This window comes from Asticcacaulis taihuensis (assembly GCF_900100255.1).
In the GTDB taxonomy this organism is placed as follows: domain Bacteria; phylum Pseudomonadota; class Alphaproteobacteria; order Caulobacterales; family Caulobacteraceae; genus Asticcacaulis; species Asticcacaulis taihuensis.
Window position 1 is genome coordinate 479,251 of sequence record NZ_FMTS01000001.1, and the last position, 16,826, is coordinate 496,076.

General features: G+C 60.0%; 16 protein-coding genes. 9 read left to right on the top strand and 7 right to left on the bottom strand.

Annotated elements, in window-relative coordinates:
* Positions 1-300: 300 nt before the first annotated feature.
* On the bottom strand, positions 301-2,322 hold the full coding sequence (locus BLO49_RS02230) for a ParB/RepB/Spo0J family partition protein (RefSeq protein WP_090643646.1): 2,022 nt from the start codon (positions 2,320-2,322) through the stop codon (positions 301-303).
* A 315-nt stretch (positions 2,323-2,637) separates the two neighbouring features.
* On the opposite strand from BLO49_RS02230, the gene BLO49_RS02235 reads away from it, so the two are divergent.
* Together BLO49_RS02235 and BLO49_RS02240 are read left to right on the top strand one after the other, a co-directional pair.
* A complete protein-coding gene (locus BLO49_RS02235; protein ID WP_170828165.1) occupies positions 2,638-3,021 on the top strand; it encodes a hypothetical protein in 384 nt (127 codons plus the stop codon).
* A 161-nt stretch (positions 3,022-3,182) separates the two neighbouring features.
* Positions 3,183-3,791 (top strand): GntR family transcriptional regulator, encoded by a 609-nt coding sequence (locus BLO49_RS02240; RefSeq protein ID WP_090643651.1) that lies wholly within the window; start codon positions 3,183-3,185, stop codon positions 3,789-3,791.
* A gap of 24 nt (positions 3,792-3,815) precedes the next feature.
* Here the strand turns inward: BLO49_RS02240 and BLO49_RS02245 are convergent, their stop codons facing one another.
* Positions 3,816-4,451, bottom strand: coding sequence for a TetR/AcrR family transcriptional regulator (locus BLO49_RS02245; protein ID WP_090643654.1), 636 nt, complete (start codon positions 4,449-4,451; stop codon positions 3,816-3,818).
* 203 nt (positions 4,452-4,654) lie between these two features.
* On the opposite strand from BLO49_RS02245, the gene BLO49_RS02250 reads away from it, so the two are divergent.
* From BLO49_RS02250 to BLO49_RS02265, 7 genes are all read left to right on the top strand, one after another.
* On the top strand, positions 4,655-5,194 hold the full coding sequence (locus tag BLO49_RS02250; protein ID WP_245678826.1) for an O-methyltransferase: 540 nt from the start codon (positions 4,655-4,657) through the stop codon (positions 5,192-5,194).
* A gap of 59 nt (positions 5,195-5,253) precedes the next feature.
* Entirely contained in the window at positions 5,254-5,517 is a 264-nt protein-coding gene (locus tag BLO49_RS18550; protein WP_245678827.1) for an NAD(P)H-binding protein, read from the top strand.
* Positions 5,518-5,592: 75 nt separating this feature from the next.
* Complete coding sequence (locus BLO49_RS18555; RefSeq protein WP_245678828.1) at positions 5,593-6,120, top strand: Rossmann-fold NAD(P)-binding domain-containing protein; 528 nt, start codon at positions 5,593-5,595, stop codon at positions 6,118-6,120.
* A 142-nt stretch (positions 6,121-6,262) separates the two neighbouring features.
* Positions 6,263-6,403: a hypothetical protein gene (locus tag BLO49_RS18315; protein ID WP_170828166.1), complete on the top strand. Its 141-nt coding sequence runs from the start codon at positions 6,263-6,265 to the stop codon at positions 6,401-6,403.
* Positions 6,404-6,493: 90 nt separating this feature from the next.
* On the top strand, positions 6,494-6,634 hold the full coding sequence (locus BLO49_RS18320; RefSeq protein ID WP_170828167.1) for a hypothetical protein: 141 nt from the start codon (positions 6,494-6,496) through the stop codon (positions 6,632-6,634).
* Between the two features lie 62 nt (positions 6,635-6,696).
* On the top strand, positions 6,697-7,371 hold the full coding sequence (locus tag BLO49_RS02260; RefSeq protein ID WP_090643659.1) for a lasso peptide biosynthesis B2 protein: 675 nt from the start codon (positions 6,697-6,699) through the stop codon (positions 7,369-7,371).
* Positions 7,371-9,083: an asparagine synthase-related protein gene (locus BLO49_RS02265; protein ID WP_090643662.1), complete on the top strand. Its 1,713-nt coding sequence runs from the start codon at positions 7,371-7,373 to the stop codon at positions 9,081-9,083. Before BLO49_RS02260 ends, BLO49_RS02265 begins: the two co-directional genes overlap by 1 nt.
* Positions 9,084-9,107: 24 nt before the next feature.
* Here the strand turns inward: BLO49_RS02265 and BLO49_RS02270 are convergent, their stop codons facing one another.
* From BLO49_RS02270 to BLO49_RS02290, 5 genes are all read right to left on the bottom strand, one after another.
* The gene (locus BLO49_RS02270) at positions 9,108-9,920 is read right to left on the bottom strand and encodes a DUF4145 domain-containing protein (RefSeq protein WP_090643665.1); all 813 of its coding nucleotides are present in this window, start codon (positions 9,918-9,920) and stop codon (positions 9,108-9,110) included.
* Positions 9,921-10,076: 156 nt separating this feature from the next.
* On the bottom strand, positions 10,077-12,059 hold the full coding sequence (locus tag BLO49_RS02275; protein ID WP_245678898.1) for an Atxe2 family lasso peptide isopeptidase: 1,983 nt from the start codon (positions 12,057-12,059) through the stop codon (positions 10,077-10,079).
* A gap of 113 nt (positions 12,060-12,172) precedes the next feature.
* Positions 12,173-14,707 (bottom strand): TonB-dependent receptor, encoded by a 2,535-nt coding sequence (locus BLO49_RS02280; RefSeq protein WP_090643670.1) that lies wholly within the window; start codon positions 14,705-14,707, stop codon positions 12,173-12,175.
* 104 nt (positions 14,708-14,811) lie between these two features.
* Positions 14,812-15,771: a FecR family protein gene (locus BLO49_RS02285; RefSeq protein ID WP_090643673.1), complete on the bottom strand. Its 960-nt coding sequence runs from the start codon at positions 15,769-15,771 to the stop codon at positions 14,812-14,814.
* A gap of 55 nt (positions 15,772-15,826) precedes the next feature.
* Positions 15,827-16,699: a sigma-70 family RNA polymerase sigma factor gene (locus BLO49_RS02290; RefSeq protein ID WP_090643675.1), complete on the bottom strand. Its 873-nt coding sequence runs from the start codon at positions 16,697-16,699 to the stop codon at positions 15,827-15,829.
* Positions 16,700-16,826 lie beyond the last annotated feature (127 nt).

Sequence of the window (16,826 nt, forward strand, 5' to 3'; positions counted from 1 at the left end):
GCCCTCTCTTGCTCCCGCCCGCCGGGTCTATCCGGACGATGCCAACGTCGGGGTTCGCCTCACCGCTGCGGCAATCCTGTGAATGGGTTTCGGTCGCGCGCGACGATCCGTCCCCGACAAACCCGATCTTTACCCCTGCCCGCGATCCGGATGCCTCGTATCTCCTGTGGTCCTGTCCGCGTGGACCCTGATGGACCAACAGTCAGGCCCTGCCTCAGCCGATGCGGGGCTTTGGCCCATACCCACCGCCCGTGGCGGTGACACATAAAAAAAGGGACCGCCGTAGCGGTCCCTCCCCATCTATGCCGCCGCCTGTGGCAAGGCGTCCGGATCAATCTCTATTTCAGATGCCGGACTATCGGGCTCCGTCATGTCCGGGGTGGCCGGTTTGGTGCGCAGCGCCACCGGCAACCATTTGCTGGTGGCCAACAGGTCCGCCGCCATGGCCGCCATCTCCGGCTTTTTCAGGCTGGCGATGCGACTGGCCGCCTCATCACCCACCGCCTCCCTAACCGTCTCCTCGATCTGGGCCTTGGTGATCCGGCCCAGATAGGTGCCGACCGTGGGCCGCCAATGCTCCGTCATATCGAGGGTGAGACAGGTGGCCAGACGGTCTGCGGGCAAACGGTTCGCACCGGATTGCTGGTGGGTGTGCTGGACGGCATCGACGGTCTGCGCCACGCAGTGGGCCAGCAGCGCCCCAAGTGTTTCCGGCTCCATCGCCCAGATGTACTCCCAGAGATCGGCGGGCTCATCCGGCATCTGCGAATGCCATGCGTCGTGGCGGGCCTGCACCGCATCGATCACCGCCGTGTCGCCGCCGTCATCGATGAAGTGGGTAAAGCCGGGCGACGTGGCGGAAATCGTCAGGCACCCGCCATAGGACCGGCGGTAAAAGACCGTCAGCACAAGGGTGTGCGCCAGAAGACGGGTGGTCAGTTCGGGTTGCTCGCCCAAAGCCAGACGCAGGGCATAGGTCTTGTGGGCAGTCAGTTCCCGGACCAAACTGTCCGGTAGCGGACGGGACGGCTCCGGGTCTTCCGCCCCCTCGCCGTCCTGATCATCGCGGAAGTCGCCGCCGTCACCGCCCTCAGCGGCGGATTCGTCGTCGTCGCCCGTTTCCGGCTCGGGGTCGGGCGTCAGGTCTTCGAGACGAATAAAGCCGCGCTCGAACTTGGGCTGGCCGTGATAGTCCAGGCTGACGATCACGCCGCCGCGCGCGATGTCGTCGGGATCGTAGGCTGAGGTCAGGGCTTCAATCCGGGCGATTTCGGCTTCGAGTTCGGTCATGCGTGTATCAACGTCATCGGGGATTTCGTCCGCCTCCGCGTAGTCCTCAGACAGGGCCAGCAGCGCGTCCTGTGCAGTTTGCAGAACCTCGGCGTCTTCCGCCGACAAAGCTACCTGCTTGGTGTAGACGCGACGATGGCCGTGGCCATGCGGGAAATCGATATAGGCATCCGCCCATTTCCAGCCTTCGGCATTCTGAACGCCGAGCACAATGGCAGTCAGCCGGTCCAGCGTCATCTGGTTCAGCTTCTCCGGATCATCGAAATAGCCTTCCCCGGCATCGGTGAACAGGTCGCGGTCGATGTGACCGCCCGCCGCTTCGTACGCTTCGATCCCGACGAACTTGGCCCGGCGATCATTGGACCCCACCCGACCTTCGGACACAGCGCGGCGGATTTGATACGGGTCCCGCTGGTAGGCTGGGAGCCGATCGAAGACGGCTTCCTGCCGCTGGTGATCCTCGGTGACGCAGAAGGCCATCAACTGGCCCAAGGTCAGGCTATCGTCACGATAGGCCTGCATCAACCGGGGAGACGCCGCGCCAAGACGGAGGCGCTGCTGCACGGTCTTGGCGCTGACGCCGAAACGGGCGGCAATGTCCTCGACGCCCATCCCCCGCTCGACATTGAGCGCGCGAAACGCGTCGAACTGGTCGGCCGGGTGCATGTCTTCGCGGGTGACGTTTTCATCAAGGCTGATTTCCTGCGGGTCGTTGACGGTGTCGATGACACAGGGGATCGGCTCGGCATCGGTGATTTCGCCACGCGCGACGCGGAGCAACTGGGCCAGCCGACGCCCCTCCCCGATGGTGACGAAGAACTTGCCGGTCGGCGTGTTTGCGCCATCGACTTCCGGCTCGACCACGAGGTTTTGCAGGATGCCCTTGGCGGCGATACTGGCCGCCTTGGCTTCGATGGCGGCGGGGCTATGCGGGGTTTTCCGGGCGTTCCGGGGGGATTTGAGCAACTGGCTCAGGGGGATCAGGGTGTGCTGACCGGCGATCAGGGCGGCGGTAGAAACATGTTTGGTCATGGTCTTAGCTCCTTAGTGGGCTTGGGTTACAGCGCACAAAACGCGCTGCAACCCTGGCCCTCGCCGAGAGCGGGGGGTAGCAAGGGCAAGGGCGGCGCAGCGGAGGGGGATCGCCCGGCCTGCACGCGCCCTCGCCCTCTCAATAATCGTCGTCCTGTACCGCGGAAGGCTGGGGACACCGCCGCGCCGGTCCGCAGGATGCACCCTTGCGTGCGCGAGGGGGCCGCGCCCCCTTAGCGGATGACGTCGCGCCGGGATTCGAGGGCCTGCGGCCAGCGACCGGGCAGTCCCAACAATCGCTTGACGGAAATCGAATTGCTTGGTGAAATCGCTTCCAGTGCTCTTTACGCGAAGGAACGGACGGCCATGGGCCAGCGAACGCCTCCGAAAGACAGGGATACGCCATCAGCCACCGCTTTTGACGTTGGTGCCGCGACGGACGCCTTATTCGCCGAGATCCTGCAAAAAGCCAATAATCCGCTTTTGACCACCAGTCTGGCGCTTCTGCGGGAGGAGACCCTGGCGACGCGCCCCTATGAAGCGGATCTGTTGCCCGACCGTGAAGCCGAATATCAACGACTGCTCGCCTGCTGGCGCCAGCGCGACAAGCGCGGTCTGCAACGCGAACTGACCGCTTATCTGCAACGGCGTTACGACATCGCGGCCCAGGTCGCCGCGCGTATGGATCGGCTCAACTGATCCGGTCCCGGACGGTCTTGCAATGACTGATATTGATCGCATCACTTGCATTTCCCAAATCATGGCTCTAGTATAGCGCGATTAAATCCTCTCCAAAAAAAGAACGGCTGGGCTGAATCAGGGGCATTACACCCTGCGGTCTGTCGTCTGTAAGGGACCACATGGGGAAGCCGTCTCGCATCGAACGCATCTACAGCGACCTAAAGGAGGTCCTGTTTTCCGGTCCGGTCCGTCCGAGCCAGCGCATCGATGTGGATGCCCTGGCTGAGCACTATCATGTCAGCACGATGCCGATCCGCCTGTTGTTGAATCGCATGGTCGGCGCGGGCGTGCTCGACGTCGTCCCCCACGAGGGCTATGTGATACCGGGTGCCACGGAGCGTCGCATCCGGGATGTGCATCGCTGGAATCAGAAAATCCTGATGCTGGCGCTGGAAACGGCGATGGACGATGACGTGCCGGCCGAGTTTCCGGAGTTGAGCCTCGACGCAGAAGACGTGGTTGCTGAAACCGAAGCGCTATTCCTGGCGATCGCCGATTTCAGCGACACTGGTGAGACTCGCCGGGCGATCTCCAATGTGAACGACCGCCTCCGGCCTATCCGGCGTCTGGACACCGGCGACCTGATCGACGTCGCCTCGGAAATCAAAGCCTTTCGAGAGGCCTGGCAGTCGCGCGACCTCCACACCTTGCACCGTCTCGTCTGGCAGTATCATGACCGACGGTTGGCCTTGGTCCCGCATTTTGTGGCCCTCGCCTATAGCCAATAGTATCGGCTCGGCCGTGAGCGGTCCTTATGCTTGTGCACCGAGACTGCGCAAATAAGCGCAGACCATATCCGACAGCGCGTCAGCCTGTGCGCTGATTTCCGCTTCAGCGCGGGGGACCTCGGAAAACTCTCTGCCGATTGCACTCATAGTCGTGTTGATCATACCGGCGACGCGATCGCGGTCGGCAGCGGTCAGGTCTGGCAGGATTTCAGCTATGAACCGTTCGAACAGCGGCTCCCCCGCCCCGCGAACCGCCTGGGCTTCCGGCGCATCCCTGTAGAGAGGCGCGGCGTCAGCGAGCGCGCCGCGTACCGCGGCTTCATCGCATTCCGACTGGATGAAAGCGCGCACTAGCGCCCGAAGACGTTCAAAAGGCGCCAATGCGTTGTCCCCCAACATGTCGCTCAATAAACCCGTGGTTTGTTGCCACTCCTCGCTCTGCAGGCGGAACAGGATCGCGGCCTTGTTTGGGAAATATTGATATAGCGATCCCACGCTCACCCCGGCCCGTTCGGCAACGCGCGCGGTGGTAAAGCGGGCCGCGCCTTCCTGCGCCAAAACCTGAACAGCCGCCTGCAGGATGGCCGAAACCAGCTCGTTCGACCGGGCTTGTTTGGGCTGTTTTCGTGAGGAAATTCTGCGACTTGCCGGTTCTGTCATTGGCGGGCTCCGCAATGCGATTAGCGAATGCGACGAATTATTCGTATTTTCACTCCAACGCAAGTCCCTACTCGATGGAGCTATTTATGAGTACTTTAAACCAATCCCCCCTCGCCCCCCTCCTCGACACACTGTTCGCGGAGGCAGAAGCCGCCACCAGCCCTGCCCTGGCGCAGCTGCCACGCACGGAACGAGAGCGGCTGATGCAGAGCAAAACGGAATATCGCGATTTTTATGGCCTTTTGAAAGACCTGTGGTTGCCCGTATCGCGGCAGACGGGCGATCTGCTGTATATCCTGACGCGCGGCACCGCCGCCCGCCACATTGTGGAGTTCGGCACCTCGTTCGGCATTTCCACCCTGTATCTGGCCGCCGGACTACGTGACAATGGCGGCGGTCGGGTGATCAGCAGTGAGTTCGAGCCGCAGAAAGTCGCCCGTGCGCGTCGCAACATGATGGATGGCGGCGTTTCGGATCTTGTCGAAATCCGGGAAGGCGACGCCCTGGAAACCCTAAAGGACAACCTGCCGGACAGCATCGACTTGCTCGTACTTGACGGCGCCAAGTCGCTGTACACCGAGATCCTGGCTTTGGTTGAACCGCGTCTCCGTCCGGGCGCCCTCATCCTGGCGGACGATGCGGACTTTTGTCCGGAATACCTCGCCCGCGTGCGTGCCCCGAAAGGCGGCTACATGTCGGTGTCCCTGTCGCAGGATATCGAGCTGTCCATGCGCGTCGCCTGACACCCTTCTCTCTCACTTCTCATGCAGCCGCAACTGGCTGTCTAATCTGGAGACTTTCCATGCATATCTTTGTAACAGGCGCGACCGGCTGGGTCGGCTCCGCCATCGTCGCCGAATTGGTCGGCGCCGGTCATTCTGTCAGCGGCTTGGTCCGCACGACCGACAAGGCGCCGTCACTGAGTGCTGCCGGCGCCCAGGTCATCCTGGGATCGGTCGATAACCACGGGACTTTGCGGGAATCGGTCCGCGCCGCGGATGCCGTCATTCATACCGCCTTCAACCACGACTTTTCCAAATTTCACGACGGCATCGCCCAGGACTAGCGTACGATTGAGATCATAGGCGAAGCCCTCGCGGGCACGGACAAGCCGCTGCTGGTGACGTCCGGCCTGGCCGGTTTGCCCCGAGGCGCGGTGGAAACCGATCTGCCAAATTCCGCCGTCCCGCGGCAGTCGGAGCCGTCGGCCCGCCGCTTGGCCGAGGCCGGCATCCGCGCCGCGACTGTGCGACTTGCGCCCTCGGTTCACGGCATCGGCGACTGGGGCTTTGTGCCGATGCTCATCCGCATGGCACGGGAAACGGGTGTGTCTGCCTACCCGGCCGATCATGACAATGCCTGGTCCGGGGTACATCGGCTGGACGCCGCCCGCCTCTATCGCCTGGCGTTGGAGACCGGGGTCACGGAACCGGTTTATCATGCCGTGGCCGATGAGGCGGTCCCGTTCAAAGACATCGCGTATCTAATTGGCAAGCATCTTGACCTGCCGGTCGAACCCAGAGACCGCGCGCACTTCGGCTGGTTCGCCAATTTTGCCTTCGCAAGTATGGCGGCCTCCAGCGTCTTCACGCGCTTCGCTCTGGGATGGACACCGAAGGAACCCGGTCTTCTGTCAGATCTCGATCGGCCTGAATACTACCGACAGTAACCTGAGCCAGGTCGGCAACAAGGACAGAATTGATAATCGCTTGATCAGTAAATGATCAGTTTGGGATCATTTTCGCGCAGGCTTACCGTCGGAAGGCCATGACTTTTCATGGCTTTTTCCCTGATAGGCAAAGGAGCCTGCTATGACCAAGAACCAGCATAAGGCCGAAGACCTGATCGATCTCGGCAATTCCACTGTCGAAACCCGTGGCTCGGTGCCGGGCAAGACGCCCGACAACATCCAGCCGCTGCAATACCCGGCGTTCGGTCTGTCGGCCGACTAAACCCGCTTGCGGCATGCGCATCGCCGTGGGCATGCCGCTCGCCTTTCCCTTAAACCTGACGCCATAAACGTCAAAGCCTGGAGCATTCCCATGCATAAGGTTATTCAAGATAGCGCGGCTTTCGTCGACCTCGGTTCCGCCACGGACGCCACCAAGGGGTCCACGCCTGGAACCCGTCCGGACGGTACGCAGCCGCTGCAATACTTCATGGACGGCCTCGCCGCCGACTGATCGGTAATGGCCCGAGCCTTGCGCCGGGCCATTTTTCCCATTCCCAACCGAAGGGTTCGCACATGGCGTTAAGCCTGCGTCCGCAACTTCATTACTGCGTCGCAAATGGTCGCGTGGTCTTGCTCGACTTGGCCAAGGACCGATATTTTGCACTGCCCGACCCGCTAGATGAGGCCTTTCAGACCCTCACCGCGCGCGGTGGTTCTTTCGGAGACCACACTACTGGTATTCGCAACCTCGTTGAGCAAGGCATTCTGACACAGAAATCCGACGTGACGGGGCCGCCGCACGCTCCGTCTCTTCCTCGCCCAGCGCACAGTTTTGTTGACAGCCCACCCGCCGGATGGGTGAACCCCATTACTTTTCTCCAAGCGCTATTGGCGCAAAGACGTGCCAATGCGGACCATTCCGGCCTGACGCTTCCACACTATGTGCGCCGCGTTAGCGACATGTTGGCGAAATCAGACGACGCACGGATTGAAGCGCCGTCAGCCCAAACCTTAGGGGCGCTGCGGGCATACCTTGCCACGCGCTGGCTGATCACTACACGAGACCAATGCTTATTGCAGTCGGCCACGCTATTCCAATTTCTGGCGCGTCGAGGGTGGCACCCGCGTTTTGTCGTTGCTGTGCGCATGGCGCCTTTCGCCGCACACGCCTGGGTCCAGTCCGGCGAAACGGTCTTGAACGATCGCCTCGATCATGTGCTCCCCTACACGCCGATATTGGTGCTGTGATGACCCGTCGCTATCTGGTTGTCCTCAACAAGACCGCTAACGATGTTCCCTTTACCGCGCCATCTGGCTTCATTCAGGTCCATCGACTCCGCAATGTCGTAGTTTGGGCTGACAATGCCACCAATGTCCTCGGGTTTGAAAGCGAAAACGCCATTGTCATCGGCCACCTGTTCCCGAAGGCGCATAATGCCGCTCCACTGCGGGAGCTGCCATGCGACGCCAGTCAGCAAATCACCCGCACGCAAGGGCAGGTTCTGATTGATCAGTATTGGGGCGGCTACTGCTATTTCCAAATTGATAGCCCCGCGATGGGGCTTTTCGTCGTACGCGACCCGTCAGGCATGATGCCCTGCTATTGGCACGAGGGCGCCACGCATTGGGTGCTGGCGTCGGACGCCGAAACCCTCGCCAAGGCGCTAGGGCGCCGGCCGGAAATCGACTGGAGCATGCTGCGCCGGCATCTGCACGCCTACGATTTGCGATCCGCCCGAACGTGCCTAGAAAATGTAACCGAGGTGTTGCCCGGCCAACGACTGCATCTGACACCCACATCATCTACCGTTGAAACCTGTTGGTCGCCATGGGCATTCACACGCCCTACGCGGCCTGCGTCTCCGCAAGACCTGCGAGAGACGGTCGATGCATGCGTTCAGACGTGGGCGAATGCTTTCAGTAGAATCCTCTTAACGGTTTCGGGTGGGTTGGATTCGTCGATCTGCACCGCTGCGCTCCGCGACGCTCCCAACTTGTACGCCTGCCTCACCATGACCACTGACGAAGCTGAGGGAGATGAGACGCCCTATGCGCGCCTGTTAGCTGGGACTTTCAATCGACGGCTGATTGAGGCGCGTCACGAGTTGAGCGACATCGACTTCACCCGTACGAGTTCCGGCCATCTCCCTCGCCCTGTCAATTATGCCTTAGGCCAAAGTGAGCTTCGTCACCGTCGCGTCCTGGCAGAAGCGGAAGGTCTCGATGCCATCTTCACCGGTGTGGGCGGAGATAATGTTTTTTGTCATGTACGATCTGCGACGCCTGTGGTCGATCGGCTGATAGCCCAAGGCATTATGGGCGCCTTTGCCGCGACCTTGGATATTTGCCGAATGACGGATGCCAGCTTATCCGAGGTCATTCAGGCGGCGCGAGAACGCAGAAAGCGTTCAGCGGCCTATACTTGGCATGTCGACGATAGTTTCCTGACGGGCCAGATATCCTTAACGCTTTACCATCCATGGCTGGAATATCCCAGCGCGGCGCTGCCGGGCAAGGCCGTCCATATTGCGATGCTGGAGCGGCTACAGGCAACGACCGACGGCTATGATCCAGCGACATGGCCCCAGCAGGTTAACCCTCTGGCCTCGCAACCCATTATGGAACTGTGCCTGGGCATCCCAAGTTGGCGCTGGTGTGCCGGAGGGAGAGACCGCTCGGTTGCTCGCGCGGCGTACTCGGATATCCTGCCGGCCGCGCTCATCAATCGACGGTCAAAGGGTGGCGCTAACAGTTTCGCGCACCAGATCGTCTCCCGGCGCCGCGAAGATCTAAGAATGTTCCTTTGTGCGGGCTTGTTAGCCGAGCATCAGGTAATTGACGCGCGTAGTCTGGATGTCGCCCTGGCACCATCGCGCGACATCCCATTTTCAGAGCATTTACGTTTGCTGTTTTTAGCCGAAGCTGAGAGTTGGGCGCGCCATTGGATGTGTATCACCTGAATGGCCAGGTTTATGTAAACGTCGCTACGTGGTGTTCTCTGGTGTCGCTGGAGCAGGCAGTTCTGCTTTCGGTTTTGAAGCGGCCCGTTTCGGTACCACCGCATTACTCTCCGCAACAGCTGCGCTCAGCTTCTCCTTTCGGGCCGGCTCTATAAACGCGCGGTGTATAAACGACTCTAGGACATCCATCATCGTCGAGATCTGGCTGCGGTCAGCAACCCAGCCCCTGTGCGCCGACGCGTTGCCTGCCTCTACCAGAAATTCCAAATGATCCATGTCGACCTGACCGATATGGCCATCCTTCACGAGTTGATTCAATTTGTCCTTAAATGTCTGGTTTTCCGCGATGCCCAGGAGTTCAGAAGCGATATCAAAGCACGTCCTGACGCCTATGCCCGCAAGCATGAACAGATCATTGTCGAGCGCAGTGTACAGTTCCCGCAAGGCTTTGGCGAGACGCGCTGAATCCACTTTTGGAACGGCGACTTCCGTCCATAAGTCATCTATGGAATACCCCAGCCCATTAAGCCATTCTGGGGGTTTTCGTTTGGCCAAGGCTGGCCAATAGGCATTGGTTTCGTAGTGTTCTTCTACGGGCTCTCCGTCCTCATTGTGGCCATATGCCCGCTGATCTTCATCGCCATAAGCCGTTTGCACGAAGACGTGCTCGCATCCACGACAGGCCAGGATATACCATTTCTTGTACCAGGAAATGTAGTCATTCAGACCACGGCGATCGTTGTGAAAGCCGAGGACATCGCAATTTCGCATGCCTCCACACTCTGAACATTCGGCCTTGATCGATTGGCCTAGCTCAGATGCATTCGTGTCAGTCATAGTATCCCCCTCGCCGGTTGTGCGTTCATTTTGCGCAATCGCCCTCGGATAGCAACTGTTTGGCAAAAATGAACGGCTCCGCCGGATACGCGTACGGAGCCGTTCCAGGTGCCTGGGCTTAGGGGTTCCCGGAGAGTGCTGGCACCTGTTTTCAGTTTAGCGTTTCAGCCTATGCCAACGCTCGTATTGGCGGGCTTTTGCTGGGTCGGGGTCTTCCCGCCCCTGTAACCAGAAGCCGAACCAGTCCACGGATCGTTGGTAGACAGCCAGGCGATGCTGAGGCTGCCATTTTACGTGGTACTCGTTCGGGAACACATAAACTTCGACTGGTTTACTCTGCTCGACCAGGGCTGTCCGCGCGGCCAACGCGTCGAGGTATTCCCGGTCGGACAACTGCATGAGCATTGGCGTGTCAATCTTGGCGGCGTTTTGCTCCAGAGAGATCGGTGCCCAGAAATGGCTGTCTCCTTGTGACAATGCCGGATAACCCATCTTCGCGAACCAAGTCCGCGTCGCGTCGCCGACCAACACAGACATAGTGTCGGGTTCGCTGCAGCAGCTGCTCATGGCGACGGCGGCATAACGAGGATGATTTATAAGCGCAAATTGAGTGGTGGTCGCTCCGTCGCTCAAGCCGGTAAGGCCGACCTTGCTCGCATCGATCGTTCCCGTCGCGATTGCCGCATCGATCCCGCTGTCGAGTGCACTTTGAATGCTCCGGCGGTCGGCCCAGTCGGTCATATCGTACGCATTCAACTCATCGAAGGTCGCGACACCGTGAACGACACCCAGGCTTGCCGGTCTTTGGAAACTCAGAACCGCCATTCCATTGGCTGCGAGAAGCTGGATCGGATACTCTTCACCAGTGCCGCCGCGTAAAAAGCCGCGCGACTCGTACTGAACCACGACCAAAGGGTGGATTTGTCCAGGAACATGATCAGGCGGTAAAACCAAATCACCCCAAGTCTGGATGCCGAAAGCATTTTTCCAATGCAAGCGTGTGACCTGCCCCAGTTCCAGGCTCGGCACTTCCGGATTTGGATCGTAGAGCGTCGCTACCTTGCCCGATGCCAAGTCTATGCCGACAATCGCCCGTGGACGGATACTGGTTTCGTGGCCGCAGACCAGTCCTTCGTTGGCCAAACTGCAGCCTATGAGGACGTCGGTGGTGGACAACAAGATCTCCGGGCGAGCCTGGCCAAATCGCCACCGCAGGAGGTCGGTGCGTTCGGTCTGCCAACCGGCTCGAAGTACGTAGACCTCGCGACCATCCCTGGACCACCAAAGACTTGAAACTGGCCCGCACACCTCTGCCAAACAGTTCGCAACTCTACCATCGTGCCAGCGAACGTGTAACGTCTTCGCCGAGAACAGGTTTTTTGGATCGTCGGCGACAGTCCAGGCTGCCTGGTCATTTGGCCCGGGGTAGAAGGCGCTAGCTTCGGCCGGCTTACCCGTCACGGGCGGCGCGCTTAACATTGTTTTCTCCTGAGCGGTGGCAGGCCTTGATGCCCCGGTGACCACGTCGATCACCGTAACGTCTATGTCGATGGGTTCACGAGGCACCGGTACGCTTCCGCTGACCGGCGCAAAGCGTTCGTCATACAGGTATCCCTGCAGCCCTTCCTTCTCGATGTCGGCTTTGGCGACGGCGAGCGCCGGGCGGGCACTGACGATCAGGCCCGTGCCATCCGAGGTCCAGGCCAAATCGTCGACGTCGTAGGCCAGGCGGGAAACCGCGTTCCCGCCGGTGCCGTCGGCCTGAGCTCGCCACACCTGTGTAATACCCCCATCCCGTCGCAGATAGGCGATCCACTGTCCGTCAGGCGACCAGTGCGGCGTGATCGTCGGCATAGGACCGGGAGAGGTGAACGCCGCGAAGCCGAGTTGACTATAGGTGGCGTGGAAAAACTCGCCGCCCCTGTCGATGCGAACCGGGGCTGATTTTCCATCAAGCCGCAATGTGTACATTTCCAGACAGTAGCTGTTGGTGGCGATATTGGCCTGGCGCTGTTGGAAAGCGATCGATTGTCCATTCGGTGAAACCGACAGGATTTGCGCGTGGATGTCTGTATTGGCGACCGGGCCGATGTCCCTCAGTTCAATCAAGTCTTTGGCCGTGACGGTGCGAGATCGCACCGGCAATGCCGACGCCTCCCGTTGACGACAGTCGTTTGCCGCCGGGTCGGCGTGCGAAACCGTGACAGTCAGCGCGCCAAACCCGAAAAGACTTATGAGAAGGCAAGCTCGGCTTACCATGACCGGCCAACCGTCAGGCTGACGAAACGGCCCATGATCGATGCGTTGGTACTGTCGAAGTTCAGCCCGGGGTAAGATGCCGGACTTACTGTCCGGGGTGGATCCTTGTCAAACAGGTTGGAGGCGATCACCGCGACCTTCCATCCGGGCCTACCCGACCCGGCGCCAAAATCATAAGCCAGGTTTACATCAAACGTGGTCCAGCTAGCGATTTCGGCAGTTGGCATAACCCCCGTGTCGTCTTCCGATGCGATGAAGTTGACAATCCCGGTCGCCGACAGACCACGATCGAGATAGCTCAGTCCGCCCCGCGCCTTGAATTTAGGCGCGTTGAAAATCGTACCGGACAACTTCGTCTCTGGGCTAGTCGAGATCGTTTTTTGCCGCAAATCAAGCCAGGACCCGTTGGCGAACAAATTCAACGTCCGACTGCCTGCCAGAGTAACCGTCTGCCGGTAGCTCAAGTCGAAGCCTTTCACCGTCTGGGCGGATGCGTTGGCGTAACGGTTGTGCAGGATGGCCACTATGGTCGCTGGGTCGTACGGCGCCCCTGTCGAATTATAGACGGCGTCGACATCGGCCATCAGGGCCGCCTGAGTGGACGAGCTGGGATTCCAATCTACGAACGGTGCATATAGCGGGTCACTCAATCCCAATACATAGTTAGAGATCGGCTGCAAAACGCGATCTGTGTAGTCGATATCAAACCAAGTGGCAGATATCTTTAAAGAACGGATTTTCGCAGGACTGTAGTCAAAGCCGAACGTTTTCGATGTCGCCCGTTCTGGCTTGAGGTCGGGATTGCCACCCCATTCGAGGAACCCGTTGCCCGCACCGCTGTAACCCAGCCATACGCCCGGATAGATATACAGCGTGTGGGGGTCATACATCTGAACGAAGGACGGCGCCTTAAAGGAGGTGCCCCACGTCGCGCGGAGTGTCAGATCATCCACCGGGACGTAACGCAGTCCGACACGGGGATTGGTCGTTGTGCCGAAGTCGCTATAGGTCTCGGTTCGCGCCGACAGGCTGAGTTCTACTTCTTTTAGACCCACGCGGTCGGTCGATGGCGTAACCAAGGGCGCCAGGGCTTCGACATAGGCATAGGTGACATGTCGCGAGACGTCCTGCTCGTCACCGGATGCGAAGTGTTCCTGGCGGTAGCCGCCGCCCACGGCCATCTTCAAATCGCCGGTGGGCAACGCTAAGGCTGTACCGTCTGCCGTCACTTCGGCATATTGGGTGTCGTTTTCATATTGCGCGACGCCTGTAATGCCATAGGCCGGGTACGCAAACCGTTGACTGTTTCGACTGCCGGCGGTGGCGGCGGTTGCCCGGACCTTCCAGTCCGCCCCGAGCCGGGTTTCGAATGTCAGGGCCGAGCTGTAGTTGGGCGTGTAGACGGAGATATCGCTCTTGGCGCTGGTGGTGCTGTAATGGTAACTGCCTTCTGCCGTGCGGTCGCTGACCATACCATCGAACAGAAGCGTGCTGCGGTCATTGATGTCCCAGCCGCCAGCGACAAAGAGGGAGTGGCGCTTGTTGGATTGAAGCAAGTTGCCGTCGGCGGGTACAGCCGATGCAAACGCGCGGTCGGCCGCCAGGACGGGATCGGTCTCGTCGATTTCCGCATTCACGAGCAAATAGCTGGATTTGCCGGACCATCCTTGCAACAGGCTCAGGAAACGCTGCGCCCCTCCCCCTTGCGCGCTGTCTCCCAACCGCGCAACCGCCTCGCCGCCGCTATAGTTTTTTCGGAGGATAAAGTTGACTACACCGGCCACCGCGTCGGAGCCGTAGATCGCCGACGCACCATCCGGAACCACTTCGATGCGCTGAACTGCCGCCAACGGAATGCCGGAAATGTCGCTGCCTTGGTAAAAGGAGTCGGCTGCGAGCCGATGCCCGTTCAACAAGACCAAAGTGGCGTCGCTGCCAAGACCGCGCAGGTTGACAGTCGAGGCATTGGAGATGTTCTGATTGGCGAGATTGGTGGCGCCGGCGGCAATGACGCCTGGATTCTGACCTCCCGCGAAGTTTTCCGGCAGGCTGCGCATTACGTCACCGATCTGGGCGTAGCCGGAGACTTCAATGTCCTTGCGGGAGATCGTATGAACCGGCGACGTAGGATTTCCACCGCGGACGTGCGACCCCGTAACGATCACTTCGGTCGGCCGCTCAGCAGCCGCTTCCGGCTTGGACACGACCCGCAGCGTAATGGTGTCTTCCGTGGTTCCTGCAACCTCCAGGCCCGAATTCACCAAGATCAAGGTTAGCGCCTCTTCGATCGTGTAGGTGCCCTTAAGCGCGGCGGTGGTGGTGTGGGAAGCGGCGTCGTATGGAAACAGAATATGGAGTTGCGCTTGGCGGGCCAGGTCGTTGAGCGCGGAAGCAGTGCTCTCTGCCGGAATATCCAAAGAGACCTCGCGGCTGTCGGCGAAGGCGCAATTACCGGAGAGCAGAGTTGCGCCCACTATGAGCGCAATGATGGAGGTCCGGATGCCGGGCCTCGGACGTGTGTTGTGCATTTTAAATTCCCCTCAGTTACATGTCACTTTTGTGACCCTGAGGAGAAAGACTGAGCGACAGCGGAATACCCCACATACCGCCACAAATAAAGTTTCACACGAGACTATCGCGTCAGATTGATCACCTGTCCGTCGTCAGTTGCGCGGATACCGAAGCTCTCGTTTAACCCCCGCAAGAAACCCGAAGCGTTATGGACGTTGAAGCGTCCGCCGAGACGCACCCCTGCGATGGATGGATCTTTGATGACAATCTTGCGCGACAGGTAGCGGTTGAACTCGTCCACCACCATTGACAGCGGCTGGCCGGTAAACACCATTTCGTCAGATTGCCAGGCGGTCACTGTCTGCATCGTCTCGTCCGACAGCGCGCGCACCGTTCCGCCGTCTTTGCCAGCAAGTACCGATTGGCCGGCTGCCAGGGCCAATTTGCCCGTCCCGCCAATATGTTCGGCGAGGATAACAATGCCTGGTCCCTCTATCACCGTGACTTCGACCGCTTGCCCTTTTAGACGCGCATTGAGTTTCCCCGCCAAACCCATAATGACCCGTCCCTGAGCATGGAGCCGCCAGGGGCGATCTCCTGCCGGCAGGTTTAGTGACACCTCCCCGCGCTCAAGCCATATTTCTCGCGACGCGTTGTCGTAACGCCAGGCGATACGCGAGTCAGTGTTCAGGTCAATATGTCCGCCATCCGGCAGAGCCACATTTGCCCGGCCGCCGACAGTCGTTTCGGCGTGCACCCGTCGATTCGCCAAAGCTACAAAGCTGCCTCCGCCGACGATCACGGCAGCGACGCCGACCAGTGCCCCAGCCAGCCAACGCCGCCTGTCTACTACCCGAACGGGCCCCTCGAAGTCATCGGCTTCGCTATCAATGTGACCCTCGGCTAAGCCAAACGTCGCATCAGTGCCCACCATACGGGCAAAGGCGGAAGCGTGACGGGGATCGGCATCCCGCCAGCGCTCAAACGCCTTCTGGTCAGCCGTGCCCAGATCGAGCCGCGTATGCCATGCGGCCGCGGCTTCGAGGATGTCGTTCAGGTCTTTGTCGAGGGCGTCAGTCACGTGGGTATCCGGTAATGGGAGGCAGCGCTCCCGGCGGCTACCAGCTTAAGGCAACTCAATCAGAGATGGAAGAGTTAGGTGCATTCTCTTTGTCAGAGACAATCGCGGCCAGGCCTTTCCCCACATCGTCCGCTTCCAATAGTTTATTGAGCGCGACCATGCCACGGGTCAAATGGATCTCCACGCCCTTCAGACTGATCCCCATACGTTTGGCAATTTCATTCCCAGACAGGCCATCAATCTTGCGCATGACCATCACCCGCCGACTTTTCGGCGGCAATTTGCTGATGGCCATCAGGACACGACGCAGGTGGTCTCGATCCGCCGCGAAGGCGCCTGGGCCCGGCGCCTCGTCTTCGACGTCGCCGCCGCCCATCCCGGGCTCAAGCCGCGCCAGTGGCGCCACCCGATGCTTGGCAACGAAGTTACGCGCCAGGTTCAGGACGGACTGACGGACATAGGCTTTGGGATTGTCTATGGTGCGCCAGCGGTCATCGACCATGAGTTGGGTATAGGCGTCATGGACCAGATCGCGGGCCGCACTGTGCGATCCGACCAAGCGCTTTGCCACGGTCAGAAACAAGCCTTCGTGCGGCGAGACGCAATCCCGGAACCAGCAATCGACCTCGCGAACCCAGCCCGGTCGTCGCTCACCCTCGCCCATCGTCGGGTTGAAATCCATGAAGAAATAGCGGTCGGCGACATCCAGTGCGACCGCGATGAATGCCAGCCGGCGCGGACCAATCTTGAGGGTTCCCGCCTCCATGGCGGTCAATTCACCAAAGCTCAGGCCCAGTGCATCCGCGAGCCAAACCTCGGACATTTGCAGCATGATCCGGCGAGTTCGCAACCGTGCGCCCACATGCCGGTCCAATGCGCCCACCGCGCGGGCATTCATATAAAGCTGTTCAACCTGATCGGCGTCCATCTCTGACTCCGGAAAGGCTCGATCGCGGTACGCCCCCGCATTGAGCCTCCATTGATCCTGGTGATCAGGGAGTTAGAAAACCGGTCTTACTCGGTCCCTATGGCCTTTAGCCGGAGCCTATTGCATA